A 19,994-nucleotide genomic window follows, 5' to 3' on the forward strand; every position below is an offset into this window, starting at 1 on the left:
AAATTGCGGTTGGCTTTGCTGAAAAAACAAAGCTAACCTATGTCTAATAGTCTAGGAGATTCTCATTGAGTCATTAAAGATACGTATTTTTTATTACTTCCACTTTCGGGAAATTTTCTTGAGTTATTCAAATTACAGAACCTCAATTAAGGAGCTATCAGGTTATGACTAGGAGTAGTACTCACCCACTATCATCAATCATTCCCTTTAAAGTTATTAGCCAAATTGACAAAAAAATCCGGACATTTCCGTTAATCTTTTTGCTTTTATTTCCTGTTCCTGTATGGCTTGTAACAGAATTGGTTTTCCCGCAAATTGTCCGTGCTTACACTGCCAGAGTGGACTTGACTATCGACAGATTACCTGATGAAGCCTACGAAACCATACTACGCAGGGCAGAAATGAGTGCTAGGGCTGCCGCACAAAGGAGCTTTGATCAAGATATTTTGGTAACAGATATTTCCGTGATCATTTCCGTACAAAGTAATGGAGCGATCGCACCAGTGTTAGCCTTAGATGTCAGCCGTCAGCAATGGCGCACCCGCCCTGATCCGCAACGTTGGGCAACTTATTTCAAAAGCGCGCGATCGCTCTTATTTTTTGAACAGCCACAAAGCACTTCTAACCCAGCCGCCGCCGTCACTATTCCCTCAGCAACCCCTAGTCCCGCCCCGTCCCCACCACCAACAATAGAACCCGCCAATCAGCCACCAAAGTGAATATTAGGGGTGTAGTAAGAGGCAAGGGAGCAGGGGGCAGGGGGAGAAGGGGAGGCGAAGAAGAATGACTAATGGCTAATGACAATTGACCATTGACTAATGACCATTGACAATTGACTAATGACGAATCTCTGAAACTTTTCCATTTGACTTCGCCAAGCGATCGCTTAGAATAGAAAGGTTGTCAAGAATTGCGATATCGGCTATCATGGCGGTTCCTAAGAAGAAAACATCTAAATCAAAACGAGATAAACGTCGAGCTACCTGGAGACACAAGGCTGCTGTGGAAGCGCAAAAAGCTCTCTCTTTGGGTAAATCAATTTTGACTGGACGTTCTACATTTGTCTATCCTACTGCGGAAGAAGAAGACGAAGAAGAATAAAAAAATAGGTAATGAGTAATTGGCAGAACCTATTACCCATTACCTTTCACCCATGACTGATGATCAAATAATGATCTACAGCGTAAGTTATCTCTAGCTATTAATTTTTTAGTGTTTAACAAAATTAATATTTGTAAGTATTTGTAGGGTAAATATTAACTTAGTATTGCTTTCAATCAGTTTGTCATATTTTTAAGCTGAGTCATCTCTCTATTTTTGATTGTTATATAAATATGCTAGGAAAGTTTTTTCAGAAACCAGACCAAGAAAATAGCGATCGCGTTCCCCCAGGACAGCATTTAGCTAAGGGTTTTCCTGTATTGACTTATGGCGCAGCGCCTAAAGTTAGTATAGATGGGTGGGAGTTTCGGGTTTGGGGTTTGGTAAAACCATCTGTGTTTACTTGGTCTGATTTCATGAATTTACCTCATCATGAATTTACAGCCGACTTTCACTGTGTAACCCGTTGGTCTAAGCTTGATGTCAAGTGGACGGGGATTAAGGTCACAGATTTTATGAGTCTGATTGAGGTAGATTCCAAGGCTGCTCATATCATGGAACACTGCTATGGCGGTTACACCACGAATATCGCAATGGCAGATTTTGTCAGGGAAGAGAATTTTTTCGCTTTTAAGTTATTTGGTGAAGACCTACCCTCAGAACATGGCGGGCCAATGCGTCTGGTTGTACCCCACCTCTACGCCTGGAAAAGCGCCAAGTGGATTAATGGGCTGGAGTTTCTTGACAAGGAAGAATTGGGTTTTTGGGAACGCAATGGCTACCATCGTCGTGGTGAACCTTGGGAAGAGGAAAGATATAGTTGATGGGATTGGTAATGGGTAATGGGTAATGGGAGTATTACCTCTTATACCAACTCTATATGAAGTTGCGTCAAATAAATGATGTAGAGACGTTGCATGCAACGTCTCTACAGTACAGGATAAAGTGCATCTTCATTAAGAAACGGTATTACCAGATTCCTCATTCTTTTGTGGGTGAGGAATTTTAATTTCTATTTCCTGATTTCCCAATCCCCAATCCCTAGTCCAAAGTAAAAGTCAAAAGGAAAAATCTTTTACCTTTTAACTTTTTACTTTTAACTTTTTTGCTCCCAATCCCCTACTTCATCATTCGTTTGAGTAAAGATAATTTATCTTTGTAGGGTGCATAACGCCAATCTAGGTCTAGCCAGAAGGCGTTTTTTAAGACACTCTTGTAATGGGAAAATGTGTCAAAGCTGGCTTTACCATGATAGCTACCGATACCGCTATCGCCTACACCACCAAAGGGTAAGGATGAAACACCCACCTGCATAATGGTGTCGTTGATACACACTCCACCTGATGAGGTTTCTTGGAGAATTTGTTGTTGTAGGTCTTTATTTTGGGAAAATATGTATAAAGCCAGGGGTTTTGGTTGAGAATTAATGAGGGCGATCGCATCTTTTATCTCTGTGTATTCAATCACAGGTAAAATCGGCCCAAAGATTTCTTCCTGCATTACAGGATCTGTTACAGAGATGTTATCTAGTAATGTGGGAGCAATATATTTATCTTCGTAGTTTGTTTCCCCACCAACAATAACTTGACCATTGTTAAGGAATTTAGCTAAACGCTCAAAATGTCTATGGCTAATAATCCTCCCGTAATCAGGACTATCTATTGGTTTATCGCCATAAAATTCTTTGAGACTTTTTTGTATGGCAGCAATTAAATCTTTTTTAATTTTCTGATTAACTAAAAGATAGTCGGGTGCGATGCAAGTTTGTCCGGCGTTAATGAATTTGCCCCAAGTAATGCGTTTAGCTGTATATTCGAGATGAATCTCACTATCAACAATGCAAGGACTTTTACCACCCAACTCTAAAGTAACTGGTGTGAGATGTTTGGCGGCGGCTTCCATAACAATTTTGCCTATACCTGTACCACCAGTAAAAAATATATGATCGAACTTTTCAGCTAGTAACTCTTGGCTAGTTTCTGCGCCACCTTCTACTACTGCCAAATACTCACTGGAAAAATATTTACTAATCAGTTCTGCTACTAAATTAGATGTGTGAGGTGCAAGTTCTGAAGGTTTTATAATGGCACAATTTCCGGCGGCGATCGCCCCTACTAATGGTGAAATTATTAATCCGAATGGATAATTCCAAGGACAGATAATTAAAACGACTCCTAGCGGTTCTGGATAAATTCGTGCTGAATAAGAAAAGAAGTCTAGGGGAACATCTGCTTTTTTTGGCTTAGACCAATTTTTCAGATTTTTGATTGCATAATCAATTTCTTTAATTACCCCAACCTCGGCAAAGTAAGCTTCGTATTCCGATTTGTTTAAATCCGCTTTTAATGCCTTAGTTATTGCTGTTTCATTATCAGTAACTAATTTTCTCAGTTTTTTGAGTTGTTCCAGCCGGAAGTTGATATTTTTAGTTTGTCCAGTCTGAAAAAAATTACGTTCTTGTTGAATTATTTTCCTAATCTTCGATGTTTCAATAGTAAGCATTTTTTCCAGCCTTTAATTTTCTACTTTCTCAAACTCTAAAAATATTTTCATCTAGTCTGCTTTACCTACTATTTGAATAGGTAAACTAACGACAAAAACACTGCCTTTGCCTAACTCTGAATTAACTACTATTTTACCGTGATGAGCCTCAACAATGCGCCGAGAAAGATACAAGCCTAGACCACTACCAGAAATTTTATGACTACCTTGACGAAATCTTTCAAATAATGTGGCGTGTTCTTCTAATGGAATACCTGCGCCTGTATCTGCGATTTCAACCTGTATATAGTCGATGTTGGGAGAATGTAAGGAAGGGTCAGAAAAATCTTGTTTAGCGTTTAATATAATGCCTTTGAGGCGGATAGTCACTGAGCCAGAGGCTGTAAATTTGATGGCGTTACCTATAAGGTTGGTAAATAAGCGATGCAATTCTAAGCGATCGCCTACGGTGGGCGGAATGCCATCGCCTAGTTTATTTGGTGTTGATGTGTCGCCAAAATCGCTATTAATTGCCAAGTTTTTTTCTTGAGCCAAGGGGGTCAGTTCTGCAATCACCTCATTTAATAATTGGCTGAGATTTACTGGTTGAAATGCTAAGGTTTTGCGACCAGCTTCAAAGCGATAAACTTCTAATAAAGTATTCACCATTGACAGCAGGTTAATATTACTCCGCGCCATGATGGTGATTACTTCCTGCATTTGCGGTGATAAATTTCCCAAAGCACCTTGTTGAAATAGTGCCAACATCCGATCAGCCGCTACTAAGGGAGTGCGTAAATCGTGGGTGAGACGAGAGACGAAATCTTCGCGCTGACGAGCTATTTCGTCCCGTTCATCCATACTATGCTTCAAGCGAAGAAGCGATCGCACTCTTGCCAGTAATTCGTCCACTGTGACGGGTTTGCGGATAAAATCATCAGCACCCAAATCTAATCCATGCGCCACATTTGGGGCATCATGGGCGGTAATCAGCAAGATGGGGATGTATTGCTGCAACTTCATCTCCCCACGCACCCGCCTAGTAACTTCATAACCATCCATCCCTGGCATCATTAAATCCAACAGCACCAAATCACAAGGGGATGCTTGCAGTTCTGCTAATGCTGAGATGCCATTTTCGGCGGTACTAACTGTATAACCTTCTTCCTCCAGAATGGTTTTAATCAAAAACACGTTATCTGGAGAATCATCAACAACTAGAATTTTTCCAGATTGAGCAGTTTGTAAACTCATGGGATGCCAAAGTATAGAGTAATAGGGATGCTGTTATTAGCAAGTACTTAGCTAAATATGAGGCTTGACTCTTCCGTAGAGTAGGATAGCTCCCTATAAACAATCTGGCAATTGAAAATTTGATGGAATTGCTGGGAATTATATAAAATTTCAGCTAATAGTAAAGCTCTAAAAGCATTAACGCTTTAAAATAAAAAATACCTCTGCGCCATTGGTAAAACTGTTGCAGGTTCGCAAGTCAACAATTCCCCATCTGCTCTAACTTCATAGGTTTCGGGATCTACTTCTATATGGGGTAAAGCATCATTCAGTTTCATATCCTGCTTAGTTAATTGGCGAGTTCCAGAAACTGCGACTGCTGATTTTCGTAAACCCAACTGTTGAGGAATGTCTCTTTCTAAAGCGGCTTGGGAAACAAAGGTTAAAGATGTGGCATTTCTCGCACCTGCAAAACTGCCAAACATGGGGCGCATATGGACAGGTTGCGGCGTGGGAATGCTGGCGTTAGCATCCCCCATCTGTGACCAAGCAATCATCCCGCCTTTAATGACTATCTCTGGCTTGACACCAAAAAACGCTGGTCGCCACAAACATAAATCTGCAAGTTTACCTGCTTCTACAGAACCTACATACTGAGCGATTCCATGCGTAATTGCTGGATTGATTGTGTATTTAGCAACATATCTTTTAGCTCTTAAATTGTCTGCTTTGCCATCTCCAGCAAGGCTTCCCCGTTGTAATTTCATTTTGTGAGATGTCTGCCAAGTGCGAATTATTACTTCACCGACTCTACCCATAGCTTGGGAGTCGGAAGCAATCATACTAAACGCGCCTAAGTCATGGAGAATATCTTCGGCGGCGATGGTTTCTCGGCGGATGCGGGATTCGGCAAAAGCCACATCTTCAGCGATCGCCGGATCGAGGTGATGACATACCATCAACATATCTAGATGTTCGTCTAAGGTGTTGACGGTGTAAGGACGGGTGGGATTGGTGGAAGATGGAAGGACGTTGGCTTGTCCGCAAACTTTGATGATATCTGGTGCGTGTCCACCGCCTGCGCCTTCGGTGTGGTAGGTGTGAATGGCGCGATTTTTAAAGGCGGCGATGGTATCTTCCACAAATCCGGCTTCGTTGAGGGTGTCGGTGTGAATGGCTACTTGTACGTCGTATTCATCGGCTACACTCAAGCAAGTGTCAATGGTGGCGGGGGTGGTTCCCCAGTCTTCATGTAGCTTTAAACCAATTGCACCAGCGAAAATTTGTTCTGTCAGCCCTTGGGGTTGACTGGTGTTACCTTTACCTAAAAAACCTAAATTAACAGGAAAAGCATCAGCCGCTTGCAACATCCGGTACATATTCCAAGGGCCGGGGGTGCAGGTAGTGGCGTTGGTTCCTGTGGCTGGGCCTGTACCGCCGCCAATCATGGTAGTGATACCGGAGGCGATCGCTACTTCTATTTGTTGGGGACAAATAAAATGGATATGGGTATCGATACCGCCAGCCGTGAGAATCATTCCTTCACCAGCTAAGGCTTCAGTTCCAGGGCCGATAATAATATCTACATTGTCTTGAATATAGGGATTCCCGGCTTTCCCAATTTTAAATATCTTCCCATCTTTAATGCCAATATCTGCTTTGACAATCCCCCACCAATCGAGAATCAAAGCATTTGTAATTACTAAATCTACTGCACCATCGGCGTTAGCAATGGGAGATTGTCCCATCCCATCCCTGATGACTTTACCGCCACCGAATTTCACTTCATCGCCGTAGGTTGTGAAGTCTTGTTCTACTTGTATAAATAATTCTGTATCAGCTAGTCGGATGCGATCGCCTACTGTGGGGCCGTAGGTTTCTGCGTAGGCTTGGCGGGACATTCTGTAGGGCATTATACACTCCTGATAAATGAGGTTATAGTTGAAACGCAGAGGGGCGCTGTAGACGCTTCGGCTTCCCGCAGGGTGGTTAGCGCAGAGGGGAGAGGAGAATGGAGGAGAATGATTTGACTGGGATGATAATTGGGTGTGGGATGAGGGTGCATACGGTGTTGGGGCCAGGGTTGTTGGAGTCGGCTTATGAGGAGTGTTTGTTTTATGAGTTGAGGCGGGAGGGACTGAGAGTGGGTAGACAGATTCCTGTACCGCTTGTGTATAAGGAAGTGGAATTAGATTGTGTTTATCGATTGGATTTAATAGTAGAAAATAAAGTAATTGTTGAAATCAAATCTGTAGAATCTCTCAAACCCATTCACGCAGTACAACTTCTAACTTATTTAAAACTCACAAACTGCAAACTCGGACTCATCCTCAACTTTAACGTCCTCCACCTCAAAGAAGGCATCAAACGCGTAGCCAACAACCTCTAACTCCGCGTTCCTCTGCGCTAACCTCCGCACCCCTCTGCGTTAATTTCCCCATTCACCCTCCCATTAAACCCATAAACCTCACGACTCCCAACCAAAGGAACTAAACTAACTTCCTTCTCATCCCCAGGTTCAAACCTAACCGCCGTCCCCGCAGGAATATCTAAACGCATTCCCAAGGCCAATTCCCTATCAAAAATTAACGCCTGATTAACTTCATAAAAGTGAAAATGGGAACCAACTTGTATAGGGCGATCGCCTGCATTCGCAACACTTAATTTCACAGTATCACGACCAGCATTTAATTCAATTTCCCCGTCGGATGTGATTATTTCCCCTGGAATCATAATTAATTAAATTTATTAAATTAACGAATAGGATTATGCACAGTTACCAACTTTGTCCCGTCAGGAAAGGTTGCTTCTACTTGTACCTCATGCACCATTTCCGCAACACCTTCCATCACCTCATCTCGTGATAAAAGAGTTGTGCCATAACTCATCAATTCTGCTACTGTATTGCCATCTCTTGCACCTTCTAAAATAGCCGCAGAAATATACGCCACGGCTTCTGGATAGTTAAGTTTTACCCCCCTATTTTTGCGCCTCTCTGCTACTAAAGCGGCTGTAAAAATTAATAATTTATCTTTCTCTTGTGGCGTAAGCTGCATAATTAATTAGGAATTAGAAATTACGAATTAAGTTTGCCACACTCTGGGTATACATTTACCACGACTGAAGAACTCAACTCGCAGCAATTGCCAAACAGACGTAAACCAGTTTCTCACCTCAGATGTGGAAGCACCACGATATCTACATAAAAATCCATTTTCTAAGGAAGTAACGCCTGCTTCGCCTTGAGTATTCCCTAAATTTCGCACTTTGGCGATGATTTCTGTAGAAACCGCACTACCCAACCAAACTAGACTACCTACTATTGGTTGTCCAGCCAAACCATGAGGACTGTGAAAAACGGCTTCGTTTCCTGGTAGCCATTGACGATCTATCCACAAAGGAACGCCTTGTTGCCAAATTTCTGTATGCGATCGCCATTCTCCTTGGTAAAATTTCTCTCCTCTAGCACTACGACCAAATCGCGTAATTTCCCAGCCTAAAAAATTAGCGCCAGTGGCTAATTCTACCCGTAAATCTTGGCGATAAATTGCCCCGTTAAATAAAATTGTTTCTTGCGGTAGCCATTCTAAACAAGCACCCGCATCAATTTTTATCTCGATGGTTTGTCTGGCTTGTAAGCCTTCGCTGCGATATACCTTCCCGGCGGCGGCTGTGGTAATTAAAGCTTGTGCGTTGGGTTGGAGATGGAGGTTATAAGATAAGCGATCGCCTCCCACCACACCCCCAGCCGTATGCAAAATCACGCTATGACAGACCTTTTCCCCTTCTGGATAAAAGGGACGCTGTACCTTTAGCGGTGCTTGCTGGTGATTGTAAATTAATTGGGTAGAATTTGAGCGATCGGCATAAACTAAATCAAGTTTGCCATGCCAGCCTTTTATTGCTTGTAGATTGAAACCCATTTATCCTAATACGATTTAACATTATTTTTTTGCTAAAATTACATAATCATCTAATGTATAACTTGACTGATACTTTTGACCAAAGTATTTTTGCAAAAGTGGAGTCATATAGACTTGTTTAGGCAGATTATGTTCAGCAAATTGAGCAAATTTTACAGCAGAACAAGGATTCCTAGAATCTCTAGAAGTTAAATATTGATACCATACTAGTTTCAGTCCTAATTCTGAAACAAATTTAATTACAGTATTTTTTTCCTGTTCTTGGTCTTCTCTTAATTTTAAATTGTAAATTTTGAATAACTTCTTATCTTGAATAATTAGCAAGACATAACCTTCTTCATTTAATCCAGTTTCAAATATTTGTTTATAAGTATTATGTGCTTGTAGCCTTACATCTGGGTCTGAAAAGAAGCAGTGAGAAATGACAATAAAATCAAAAAAATTTTCAGGCAAGTTACTAGGTTTTTGTTGCCAATTTAAAATATCAGTAGTCACAAAGCGATAGTAAGTATTTATAGGTTTGGTTTGGGACTCTATATATTTTCGCCAAAACTGGAGTCCACGATACTGAAAGGAATCTTGTTTTTCTAAAGAATAATAAGATATATGAGTTTGTGGCAAAGGCGTAAATTCACTAATACTTTGCAGAAGTAAAGCTAAACTATAAGCTACTGTTCCTGGTCCTGCTGCAATATCAAGAATATTAATTTTATTATTTATTAGCCCATCTTGATAAATCAAAAACCAAGCTAAATATACACAATAAACATTATCTAAGAAGTATTTCATAAAATAAACATGGGGTGTCAGACTAAAACGGTAGTCTGGGTCTTTCCCTTTTTTTAAGCCATCAATATCATCAATGGCATCTTCTATTTTTATCATTAGTTTCTGTTGGGAAAATCTACTAAATTCATCATTAATGTATTCAACTAAATTTACTTCCAAATCTTCAAATATATGTTTTTGAATTCCTGTACATTGAAGCTTATATTGATCATGTTTAACTAAATTAAACTCCTTGCAAACGAAATCAATAAATTGTTTATTTGGAATTAATCCTAAATTAGCTTTTGACTCTTGCTTTTCTTTTAAATTTTTGTTATTATCTTTATATTCTTGATATAATCTTTCAAACTTAATTCTATCTCTAAACAGTTTCTCTAACCAAGAAAATCTTGCACCAGATTTTTGAATATCATGTAATATTTGTAATGATTTTCTTGTATCTCCACGAATTACTGCTAATTTAAACTGCTGACTACGCCACCAATTTGCTATAGGATTAATCATAACCAAATCCGTCTTTACCTTCTTTGATATCTACATGAGGAAGCCGAGAAATTAATTTTTCTTTGAATTTAATGTAGCTTGATTTTTCACTATCATACCACCAAGCATATTTCTGCTTAATTGTAATTACTTCTTGACGTGTTGAAGCGATGAGCGAGCTACTATGACTAGGATGAAAATCTTGAATTACAACTCTATCGGCAATAACTAGTCTATCAATAAAATCTGCTTCGTCATTGATAAAAGTAGGAAGTAAAGGGGTAATAGTTATAGAAATTCTAGGAACAAACCCCTTGGTAGAATCTATACTTTTTTTAATGATATAAATGGCATTTAATCTAGCTTTAATACTAGGCGATCTCGGTTCAAAATCTTTTCTCACTGATTCGCTTCCAGTGGGTATACTCATATTAATTCGCAATCTCTGAAACCGTTGTAAATAATCAATATCTCTGGTGATAATTGGACTGCGAGTTTGAATAACCAAAGTTGGTGTAGGATGACCATCATTTCTCACATCAAGCATTACTTCCAGTAACCTACGAGTTAGCTGATACTTAGACTCGAATGGTTGATAAGGGTCTGTCACGCTACTCATGTAAATTCGAGGAGGAATCTGAGGATTATGCTTATACCATTTATGCAATTCCTTAGCCAATATCTCCTCAGAATTTTCTTTAAAAATTACCCAATTACCCCAATCTTGGCGCATTTTATTGTTAGGACTAAAAGCCGCAGCATAACAATAACTACAACCATATTGACAACCACGATAAGGATTTAATGTAAAATCATAAGCCGCAATAAAACCTGTTGCTTTTGTTAGCAAAGATTTAGCTATTTGTCCATAAACGTTAGTGTTACCAAATTTTTCTCGAACTAATTTTGTCGGTTCGCTGTCGCAGTAACCTTCATACCTTGGTTTTATCATTTTTCATCTATATATCTATATAAAGTAAGTTAAATTGCTCTAACTCACCCTATTTGATATTATTCCCACTTTTATTTGACTTTAAAAAATAAACTAATCAATTAGCCAATTTTCTAACTGTAAATCTTTCACTCTAGTTAAATCTGAATCATGAGAGACTAAAGTTAAATCATGAATTATAGCGGTAGCAGCTATCAAAATATCCGCATCCTGAATAATTTGACCTCTGTTGGTTAAATCAGCATGAATTTCTGAGGCTTTTTCAAAAATTTTGATATCATCTAAAAATAAAATAGGATAATCTTGGCAAAATTGTTGAAATAAAGCTAATTTTTTAGTGGCATTACTTCTTAAAAGTCCTCTTTGGATTTCATAGTAAGTTATTCCACTAATCAAAATGTCTATTTCTAATCTACTTACCTCTTGCAATTTTAAATTGATTTGGAAATTCTGTTTTAGTGATGCAGAAACAATATTAGTATCTAATAAATAACCCATCTAACCTCGTTTTACGGATTCGTCAAAAAGTTGCATTTGCTCTGGCGTGAAGTCATTTAGCATTCCTGAAACTAGGTGTAAAGATAAAATTCTTTTAATCCGTTTCGTCAATTCTTCTTCAGAGATACTTTCCAGATCAGGAACAGCAGCCGGATCAAAAGTGCGATTAATCATTTCGATCATTTCCTGTTGATTTAAGTTTTCCTTATAAATATGATTGTTGTCAATTAAGGTTTCGACAATTTCAGTTAATTTTTGAGAATTAGGTTGATGATTAATCAAAGTCATAGTTAAATCTCCTCAAAATAATATGTCTGTCGCTTAAATCTTATGTTAGCAGTTTCCATTTTTCTGGAAAGGTAAGAGTTGACAAAAAAATAGCCACCTCCACTAGGGAAGCAGCTATTTTTTTTAACTTATCTGACTGACTACAGAATATTAGTAATCGAAGTCACCGCCGCCAGCGCCAGCGCCAGCAGGAGCAGCATCCTTGGGTTCTGGCTTGTCAACAACGATGCACTCGGTTGTCAACACCATTCCAGCGATGGAAGCAGCGTTTTGCAGTGCAGAACGTGTTACCTTCGCGGGGTCAACGATACCAGCGCCGAACATATCTACGAATTCGTTGGTAGCAGCGTTGAAACCAACGTTGAATTCTTTTTCTTTGACGCGTTCAGCAATTACAGCGCCGTTTTGACCAGCGTTTTCTGCAATTCTCTTCAGAGGCGCGGGTAATGCACGAGCGACAATCAAAGCACCAGTCAACTCTTCATCTTTGAGGTTGCTGTTAGCCCAAGCTTCCAATTCAGGAGTGAGGTGAGCTAGGGTGGTACCGCCACCAGGAACGATACCTTCTTCTACAGCCGCCTTGGTAGCGTTGATAGCGTCTTCTAGGCGGAGTTTCTTGTCTTTCATTTCTGTTTCGGTAGCTGCACCAACTTTAACTACAGCTACACCACCAGAAAGTTTAGCCAGACGCTCTTGTAGTTTTTCTTTGTCGTAGGAAGATTCTGTTTCTTCCATTTGACGACGAATTTGTTCTACACGACCTTTGACGGCAACATCGTTACCTTCAGCAACAATTGTGGTGCTGTCTTTGGTGATGGTGATGCGGCGAGCTTTACCCAAGCTGTCTATCTTGGTGTTTTCTAGCTTCAGACCAGCATCTTCGGTGATTAGTTGACCGCCGGTGAGGATAGCGATATCTTCTAGCATAGCCTTACGGCGATCGCCAAAGCCAGGAGCCTTCACAGCAGCTACGTTGAGTACACCGCGTAAACGGTTAACTACTAGGGTTGCTAGAGCTTCTTTTTCAATATCTTCAGCGATAATCACCAGAGGACGACCAGCACGAGCTACTTGCTCTAGAACTGGTACTAAATCTTGGACGAGAGCAATTTTCTTATCGGTCAACAACAAGAAAGGCTCATCGAAAATCGCTTCCATCCGCTCTGGGTCGGTAGCGAAGTAGGGGGAAATATAGCCTTTGTCAAAGCGCATCCCTTCGGTGATTTCCAATTCGGTAGTTACAGACTTACCTTCTTCTAGAGAGATAACGCCTTCCTTACCTACTTTGTCCATTGCTTCGGCAATCATCTGACCGACTTCATCGTCGTTACCAGCAGAGATTGAGCCAACTTGAGCAATAGATTTAGAATCTTCTACAGGACGAGCGTGTTCTTTAATTCTGTCAACCAAGAAACCGGTAGCTTTATCAATACCGCGCTTCAACAGAATTGCGTTAGCGCCAGCCGCTACGTTCCGCAAACCTTCTTTCACAATGGCGTGAGCCAGAACGGTTGCAGTGGTTGTACCGTCACCTGCTGCATCGTTGGTTTTGGAAGCCGCTTGACGAATCAAAGCAACCCCAGTGTTTTCAATATGATCTTCTAATTCTATTTCTTTAGCGATGGTTACACCGTCATTAACGATTTGCGGCGCACCAAATTTTTTCTCTAATACTACGTTACGACCTTTGGGGCCAAGGGTAACAGCTACAGCCTCAGCCAGGATATCAATGCCTCGCTCTAGAGCGCGACGAGCGTTTTCGTTGTAGATAATGCGCTTTGCCATAGGTGTCTCAATCTCAGGAAGTTAAATCAAGTTTTGTGTCGTGAAATTTGATCTTCGGTAAATAGATGTTGCGATTACCTATTACCTATTACCCATTAGCCAACGACTGCTAGAATGTCTTTTTCAGAAAGTAGGACGTATTCTTCGGTTCCCAGCTTGACATCGGTGCCAGCGTACTTGGAGTACAGCACTTTATCGCCAACTTTTACTTCCAATTCTTGACGGCTACCGTCGTCATTCCGTTTGCCTGCTCCAAGAGCAACTACTTCACCTACTTGGGGTTTTTCCTTAGCGGTGTCGGGCAAATACAAACCACCTGCGGTCTTTTCTTCAGAGGCGCTCACTTTTACGAAAACGCGATCGCCTAAAGGTTTAACGGTGGATACGCTTAGAGATACTGCTGCCATACTTTAATTTCTCCAGAGTTAGCACTCTCAACTCCTGAGTGCTAATCTACCGAAGAATAGTCCCCAATGGCAATATTTACGTGTGTACGGGTTTCCGAACTAGAATAATTGGGGAGTGGGGAGTAGTGGTTTAGAAGGCTTTCCATTAAAAATTACAAATTCAGTAGCTAGCTTCTTGCTTTTGGTGAGTATTACGAATTACAACTGATAAGTCATCATCTATACGTTTATCGACAAGCCCGTAAGTACTAATACTCAATTATTCGTATTTTTCAGGTTCTTTTCTGTAAGTAATGAATATTTTTATATGGACAACTTTATTTGCAAACTGGGGAAATTGTTATAGAACAGTAATCAGGGAGACGCTCAATGAGTAACAATACAGTGATGTAGTGCAACAAAACTCAAGCTCATAGCTTGCTAGTTTGTTGTTCTAGATCGATAATAGTTGTCTAACCGGAAGTGTCTGGTATCGCCAAGCAAACCCGGAGGTTATTGAGCGGATCGTCCAAAAACACTTGGTAGGCATAATGGTGGCGCAAGAATCAGCATTTTTAACCCATCCTTTGCCAACAACTCCCTTACTTGCTTGTGAACATCTAAACAAAGGCTGAACATCAGAAGGGTATTGTAGAGCAGTAAGCCGATGAAAACGCGGGTTGTGTTGCAGCTAGGGTCATCTTAAGCCAATACTTACTTGTGAACTAGAAAGATTATTATTTAATCAGTGTATTTTCACCCGCCACTTTCAAAGGGATATATAATAGCGCATTATAATACTATTGCTCTGCGTATCCTTACTAGAATATTGCCAATGCACTGGTGTGTCATCGAAAGTGAAAACCACTTTTAAGACTCCAAGGAAGAAAGGGCAACTTAAGTGGGAAAAATGACAACATCTCAACAATCCACCATAAAGGATAACCATTCAAGACCTTGATGGATCGAAGCGCGACAAGTGCCACTGCTATGAAAGAGCCCAGCATGAAAGATCACAAACGACTTCTATTGATTGATGATGACCCTAACCTCATCTTGCTGGTGAAGGACTACTTGGAATTCAGAGGATATGAAGTCATCACGGCGGAAAACGGACGAGAAGCTCTGGAAATTCTCGAACATGATGTTCCAGATATGATCATCTGTGACGTGATGATGCCAGAAATGGACGGATATACCTTTGTAGAACAAGTCCGGCAAAACGAACGCACCAGTTGGATTCCTGTTTTGTTCCTATCAGCAAAAGGACAAAGTGCAGACCGAGTTAAAGGTCTCAACAAAGGTGCAGATGTTTATATGGTCAAGCCTTTTGAACCAGAAGAACTCGTAGCACAAGTAGAATCTTCACTGAAACAAACTATCCGTTGGAAGGAACACCAAGCCAAAGGCGGGGAAAACGGTTCTCGCATCCAGGTTCCCTTCGATGTGCAGTTAACCCCAACTGAATTGAAGGTAGTGCAGTTTGTAGCTAGAGGTCTAGCTAACCGGGAAATTGCTGAAGAATTAAATGTTAGTCAGCGCACCGTTGAAAGCCATGTGTCCAATATGTTGGGCAAAACCAATCTCCACAACCGCACCGAACTAGCACGGTGGGCGATTGAAAATCAAATGGCTTAAATAGCTATCAGCATTCAGCCGTCAGCTTTGAAAAATTAACTGACAGCTGACAGCTGATAGCTTAAATTATTTGATTGGTAATGGGTAATGGCTCACAGGTAATTGTTGTAGATAAAAAATATCCAACCCGTCGATTTCTAGTCTACATGGTCTAAAGTGGATCACAAAAACCACTCTGCTAACCCATAACAGTAGTAGGCAGACAGGCAAAGTTATACGCGTTGTCACCGATTGTTAAGGCTTCAAACCCTGTTATGTTCATAGTGATAGCACCGGATGTGAAGGTCACAAACGTATTACCATTGACGGTTGCAGAGCCTACAGTATAACTTCCTGAAGATAATATCAATGTGTCTTTACCAGACCCGCCGTAGAAATAACCAGTTCCAAAACCTTTGAGAATATTTTCACCACTGCCAAAATATATACTGCCATTGCCACCGAAATTTCCAATATTGTCAGAAGAGTTTAAAGCACAGACTGTATTATTGCCATTTCCGAGTTGGATGATGCCATCGTTATAGATGCCATAGCCTCGACTATTTCCAATGATGGTGTCGTTGCCATCTCCCATTTCGATCTTGCCACTGTTTTGGATACCGTACTGTGCGCCACCACTTGCTTCGATGGTGTCGTTGCCATCTCCCATTTCGATCTTGCCGCTAGCGTTGTTAGTGATGCCAAAGGCAGCGCCATTACTAATAATTTTGTCATCGCCAGTTCCGGTATCAATCTCGCCATTATTATCGATACCGATACCTGCTGAGGCATTAGCAATAATAATGTCTTTGTCCGCACCAGTATTTATCCTGCCATCATTTGCAATGGCGGGTAAACGGTAGCTATTAGCAGTGATGGTGTCTTCGCCAGAGCCTGTATCAATTTTGCCAGTGCTAGTGTTGTAGATGCCGTCGAATCTGCCTGTGGCAGTGATGGTGTCGTTATCAGCGCCAGTATCAATCTTGCCATTGTTCGTAATGCCGTAGAGTTCGCCCTTGGCAGTGATGGTGTCTTCGCCAGAGCCTGTATCAATTATGCTGTTAGGGTTAATGATAATGCCATAGCCATAGCCATAATCAGAGATAGTGTCCTTACCTGCGCCACTATAGATTTGATTATCAAGATTACCGTCGATAATAATAGTGTCATCATAGGCTGTACCTATGATTTTCAATTGTTCGATATTTTTGTAGCGGACTTGATTGGTGTCGGCGGTAATTAAACCTTGCTTGGTGGTAGTGTTGAAACTTGAGGTGATGCCAGCGATCGCACTACTATAGTCAATGCACAAGTAATCATAGCCTGTCCCTCCATCAACTGTCTGAGTTGCTAAGGGATGTACAACTGTGTCTGCACTTGGGCTACTAATATAGAAAGAGTCGTCACCGCTACCACCATTGAGAGTGTTAGAACCCTGAACTCCATAGGCATAAAAAATATCATTTCCGTTTCCACCTGAAACTATATTTTTGCCTTTCCATTGATAACTAATATTAAGGGTATCATTTCCATCACCTCCATCGAGAACGTTATTCCCAGCAGACAAATCAACTCCAAGATAATCGTCTCCACTTCCACCCCGGAGGGTATTGTTTCCTTGGGAATAGCGAGCATCAAGCCGATCATTTCCAGAACCACCATCTAAGATATTCTTTCCATAAGAAAAGCGAACATCTAAAATATCATTTCCCACTCCACCCTTGAGGGTGTTATTTCCACTGGAACTATAAGCGTAAATTTCATCATTTCCCTCACCACCATCTAAAAGGTTGTTCCCAGTAGAGTTACCTGCATCTAAAGTATCATCGCCTGCTTCACCGTAGAGGCTATTATTACCTTGTTCTCCGTTTAAATTGTCATTACCTTCACCACCATAAAGTTTGTCATTACCCAAGCCGCCATAGAGTTTGTCATTATCTAAGCCGCCATATAGATAGTCATCACCTAAGCCGCCATAGAGATAGTCGTATCCCGCAAATCCTTTGATGGTGTCGCTCTCATCACCACCGTAGAGATAGTCATTGCTATTTGTTCCACAAATAATTGTCATAAATTTGGCCCCCTGTAAATCAAATCTGTATGCTATTTTGAAGTTCTAAATTGGCAATTTAGTCCTGTTTTGATGCACTCATGATTAGTTAAGAGTTGGCACAATCAGCACGTTTTATGTCATCTTTAGGTACCAATACGTTTCGGTTAAGGGATTTCTTGGTTAAGACAGGCAGGGGAAGTAAGGGGAGAACAGAAGTAGGGGAAGAGAAAAATTATGAAAATAAACTTCTTTCCTCCCCTGCCTCCTCTGCTTCCTCTGCCTCCGCTGCTTATCCGAACGGTATTGCTTTAGGTACGACAAATTATGTATGAGTATTCACCCTGTTGATGGGCTTAACGGTAATACTTATCTAGCTGTTTGGACAAATGTTTACAGCAGATTGTAACTAGAGTAAGTATGGAATTTATAACTCTCAGCTAGAGAGTCAAAGTGTTTTAATTCTGTTAGGTTTAGCTTGGTATTAGGGTGTTTTGACTGCTAATTGCTGAATTCTTTTATATATCCTGCCAAGTGTATACTGAACCATGAATGGATCAAGGATATTCAGTCATCTTAGGTTCTTAATTCATGACCGTCTGATGAAAGATAACCCAATATTTACATTGTTTTGTTAGGTGGTAATGCGCTGAACCAAACCCACTTTTCAATTTTGAGAACGCGCACTAGAAATTAGAGGTTAGGATATACCTCATGTAATTGGGAACTGTTATGAGAAGGTGATTAAGACTAAGCTAATTCGCTCAGAATTTAGCAAAACGAATACACAGAACACCTAATTAAGTTCATACCGTATATTTATTTATGAGTCTATAGTTGTATAGACATATTTACATATCATTCATAAAACTTATATTATGCGATGTGCAACTTTCTCTTAACCCTAACCACCAACCCCTTACCTAGTAAGGAATTGGAGCAAGATTCTACCAATTCAAAATTCAAAATTAAGAATCAAGACAGTCGCACATCGCATTATCTGACAGCTGACTCTACTAAAACTCAGCGTTTTGTGGTGTCCGGGGGAAGGGAATTACATCCCGAATATTGCCCATTCCTGTGATAAATTGCACAAGTCGCTCAAAACCCAAACCAAAGCCAGCGTGAGGAACAGTACCATAACGACGTAAATCGAGATACCACCATAAATCTTCTGGCTGCATCCCTTGCGCTAATATTCGGCGTTCCAACACATCTAAACGTTCTTCTCTTTGGGAACCACCGATGATTTCGCCAATTTTTGGTGCAAGGACATCCATCGCGCGGACTGTTTTTTCATCGTCGCTCAACCGCATATAAAAGGCTTTAATCTGTGCGGGATAATCTGTAACGATGACTGGCTTTTTGAAGAGTTGTTCTGCTAGGTAACGTTCGTGTTCTGATTGTAAATCTAAGCCCCAACTTACAGGATATTCAAATTTAACATCAGCTTTTTCTAAAAGTTTGATGGCATCGGTGTAAGTTAAACGCTCAAATTGATTATTAATAATATTTTCGGCTGTTGCTAAGACAGTATTATCAATGCGTTGATTGAAAAATTCCATGTCTTCTGGGCATTTTTCCAACACATGATTAAAAATGTGTTTGAGAAAAGCCTCAGCTAAATCCATATCGCCTTCTAAATCGCAAAATGCCATTTCTGGCTCAACCATCCAAAATTCTGCCAGGTGGCGGGAAGTGTTGGAGTTTTCTGCACGGAAGGTAGGGCCGAAGGTGTAGACGTTGCTAAAAGCCATCGCCATGACTTCGGCTTCCAGTTGTCCACTGACTGTTAAGTAGGTGGGTTTAGCAAAAAAGTCTTGGCTGTAATCAATTCCTTGATTGTCTGTGCGGGGAATCTGCTTTAAATTCAGGCTGGTGACGCTAAATAACTCCCCTGCGCCTTCACAATCGCTGGCTGTGATAATGGGGGTGTGTACCCACAAAAAGCCCCTTTCTTGGAAGAATTGGTGAATGGCGGCGGAACAAGCATTACGGACACGGAAGACTGCACCGAAGGAATTAGTACGCGATCGCAAATGTCCAATTGTGCGTAAAAATTCAAAAGAGTGGCGTTTCTTTTGCAGTGGATAAGTTTCGGGGTCAGCTTCACCGTAGACTTTCACTGCTTCGGCTTTTAATTCAATACGCTGTCCTTTTCCTTGGGAAGCCACCAATACGCCATTAACTTCAACTGACGCACCTGTATTCAGTTGTTTGACAATTACTGCGTAGTCTGGCAAATCCTGATTGATGACAACTTGCAAATTACCTAGTGATGAGCCGTCATTAACTTCAATAAAAGCAAATCCCTTGAGTTCACGCTTCGTTCTTACCCAGCCTTGAACTACCAGAGACTCATCAGGTTGACCACTCCGCAATATTTCTGCAATTCGTCGGTTTACCAT

Annotated in this window: 19 protein-coding genes; 5 read left to right on the forward strand and 14 right to left on the reverse strand. The window is 40.8% G+C overall.

Annotated elements, in window-relative coordinates; all coding sequences use genetic code 11:
- Nucleotides 1-164: 164 nt before the first annotated feature.
- From ACM5QX_RS14710 to ACM5QX_RS14720, 3 genes are all read left to right on the forward strand, one after another.
- Nucleotides 165-719: a hypothetical protein gene (locus tag ACM5QX_RS14710; protein WP_414754194.1), complete on the forward strand. Its 555-nt coding sequence runs from the start codon at nt 165-167 to the stop codon at nt 717-719.
- A gap of 208 nt (nt 720-927) precedes the next feature.
- On the forward strand, nt 928-1,101 hold the full coding sequence (rpmF, locus tag ACM5QX_RS14715) for a 50S ribosomal protein L32 (RefSeq protein WP_011320324.1): 174 nt from the start codon (nt 928-930) through the stop codon (nt 1,099-1,101).
- A 233-nt stretch (nt 1,102-1,334) separates the two neighbouring features.
- Entirely contained in the window at nt 1,335-1,925 is a 591-nt protein-coding gene (locus ACM5QX_RS14720; protein ID WP_414754195.1) for a sulfite oxidase-like oxidoreductase, read from the forward strand.
- 295 nt (nt 1,926-2,220) lie between these two features.
- On the opposite strand, the gene ACM5QX_RS14725 is transcribed toward ACM5QX_RS14720, so the two are convergent.
- The 3 genes from ACM5QX_RS14725 to ureC form a co-directional block, all read right to left on the reverse strand.
- Nucleotides 2,221-3,603, reverse strand: a complete 1,383-nt coding sequence (locus ACM5QX_RS14725; RefSeq protein ID WP_414754196.1) for an aldehyde dehydrogenase family protein — start codon at nt 3,601-3,603, stop codon at nt 2,221-2,223.
- 51 nt (nt 3,604-3,654) lie between these two features.
- Nucleotides 3,655-4,836, reverse strand: a complete 1,182-nt coding sequence (locus ACM5QX_RS14730) for a response regulator (RefSeq protein ID WP_414754197.1) — start codon at nt 4,834-4,836, stop codon at nt 3,655-3,657.
- A gap of 185 nt (nt 4,837-5,021) precedes the next feature.
- Nucleotides 5,022-6,728, reverse strand: coding sequence for an urease subunit alpha (gene ureC, locus ACM5QX_RS14735; RefSeq protein WP_414754198.1), 1,707 nt, complete (start codon nt 6,726-6,728; stop codon nt 5,022-5,024).
- A gap of 98 nt (nt 6,729-6,826) precedes the next feature.
- Here ureC and ACM5QX_RS14740 point away from each other — a divergent pair, with 98 nt between their 5' ends.
- Nucleotides 6,827-7,204 carry a GxxExxY protein gene (locus ACM5QX_RS14740; RefSeq protein WP_414754199.1) on the forward strand — a complete coding sequence of 126 codons (378 nt, stop codon included), beginning with the start codon at nt 6,827-6,829 and terminating at the stop codon, nt 7,202-7,204.
- Between the two features lie 17 nt (nt 7,205-7,221).
- Here the strand turns inward: ACM5QX_RS14740 and ACM5QX_RS14745 are convergent, their stop codons facing one another.
- The 9 genes from ACM5QX_RS14745 to groES all read right to left on the reverse strand — a co-directional run bounded on the left by ACM5QX_RS14745 (nt 7,222) and on the right by groES (nt 13,940).
- On the reverse strand, nt 7,222-7,548 hold the full coding sequence (locus tag ACM5QX_RS14745; RefSeq protein WP_414754200.1) for an urease subunit beta: 327 nt from the start codon (nt 7,546-7,548) through the stop codon (nt 7,222-7,224).
- Between the two features lie 20 nt (nt 7,549-7,568).
- Nucleotides 7,569-7,871 carry an urease subunit gamma gene (gene ureA / locus ACM5QX_RS14750; RefSeq protein WP_414754201.1) on the reverse strand — a complete coding sequence of 101 codons (303 nt, stop codon included), beginning with the start codon at nt 7,869-7,871 and terminating at the stop codon, nt 7,569-7,571.
- 27 nt (nt 7,872-7,898) lie between these two features.
- Nucleotides 7,899-8,738, reverse strand: coding sequence for an urease accessory protein UreD (locus tag ACM5QX_RS14755; protein ID WP_414754202.1), 840 nt, complete (start codon nt 8,736-8,738; stop codon nt 7,899-7,901).
- Nucleotides 8,739-8,759: 21 nt separating this feature from the next.
- Nucleotides 8,760-10,031 carry a photosystem II assembly protein gene (locus ACM5QX_RS14760; RefSeq protein WP_414754203.1) on the reverse strand — a complete coding sequence of 424 codons (1,272 nt, stop codon included), beginning with the start codon at nt 10,029-10,031 and terminating at the stop codon, nt 8,760-8,762.
- Nucleotides 10,024-10,962 (reverse strand): SPL family radical SAM protein, encoded by a 939-nt coding sequence (locus ACM5QX_RS14765; protein WP_414754204.1) that lies wholly within the window; start codon nt 10,960-10,962, stop codon nt 10,024-10,026. The genes ACM5QX_RS14760 and ACM5QX_RS14765 overlap by 8 nt, the downstream gene beginning before the upstream one ends.
- A 93-nt stretch (nt 10,963-11,055) precedes the next feature.
- Nucleotides 11,056-11,460, reverse strand: a complete 405-nt coding sequence (locus ACM5QX_RS14770; protein WP_414754205.1) for a PIN domain-containing protein — start codon at nt 11,458-11,460, stop codon at nt 11,056-11,058.
- Complete coding sequence (locus ACM5QX_RS14775; RefSeq protein ID WP_414754206.1) at nt 11,461-11,748, reverse strand: hypothetical protein; 288 nt, start codon at nt 11,746-11,748, stop codon at nt 11,461-11,463.
- Nucleotides 11,749-11,898: 150 nt separating this feature from the next.
- Nucleotides 11,899-13,533, reverse strand: a complete 1,635-nt coding sequence (groL, locus tag ACM5QX_RS14780) for a chaperonin GroEL (protein ID WP_414754207.1) — start codon at nt 13,531-13,533, stop codon at nt 11,899-11,901.
- A 95-nt stretch (nt 13,534-13,628) separates the two neighbouring features.
- Nucleotides 13,629-13,940, reverse strand: coding sequence for a co-chaperone GroES (gene groES, locus ACM5QX_RS14785; RefSeq protein WP_010997805.1), 312 nt, complete (start codon nt 13,938-13,940; stop codon nt 13,629-13,631).
- Nucleotides 13,941-14,879: 939 nt separating this feature from the next.
- Here groES and ACM5QX_RS14790 point away from each other — a divergent pair.
- A complete protein-coding gene (locus ACM5QX_RS14790; protein ID WP_010997804.1) occupies nt 14,880-15,557 on the forward strand; it encodes a response regulator transcription factor in 678 nt (225 codons plus the stop codon).
- A gap of 178 nt (nt 15,558-15,735) precedes the next feature.
- On the opposite strand, the gene ACM5QX_RS14795 is transcribed toward ACM5QX_RS14790, so the two are convergent.
- Complete coding sequence (locus ACM5QX_RS14795; RefSeq protein WP_414754208.1) at nt 15,736-17,607, reverse strand: calcium-binding protein; 1,872 nt, start codon at nt 17,605-17,607, stop codon at nt 15,736-15,738.
- Between the two features lie 995 nt (nt 17,608-18,602).
- Complete coding sequence (gene asnS, locus ACM5QX_RS14800; protein ID WP_414754209.1) at nt 18,603-19,994, reverse strand: asparagine--tRNA ligase; 1,392 nt, start codon at nt 19,992-19,994, stop codon at nt 18,603-18,605.

Origin of the sequence: Anabaena sp. CCY 9910 (genome assembly GCF_963920875.1) — a bacterium.
Taxonomy (GTDB): Bacteria; Cyanobacteriota; Cyanobacteriia; order Cyanobacteriales; family Nostocaceae; genus Trichormus; species Trichormus variabilis.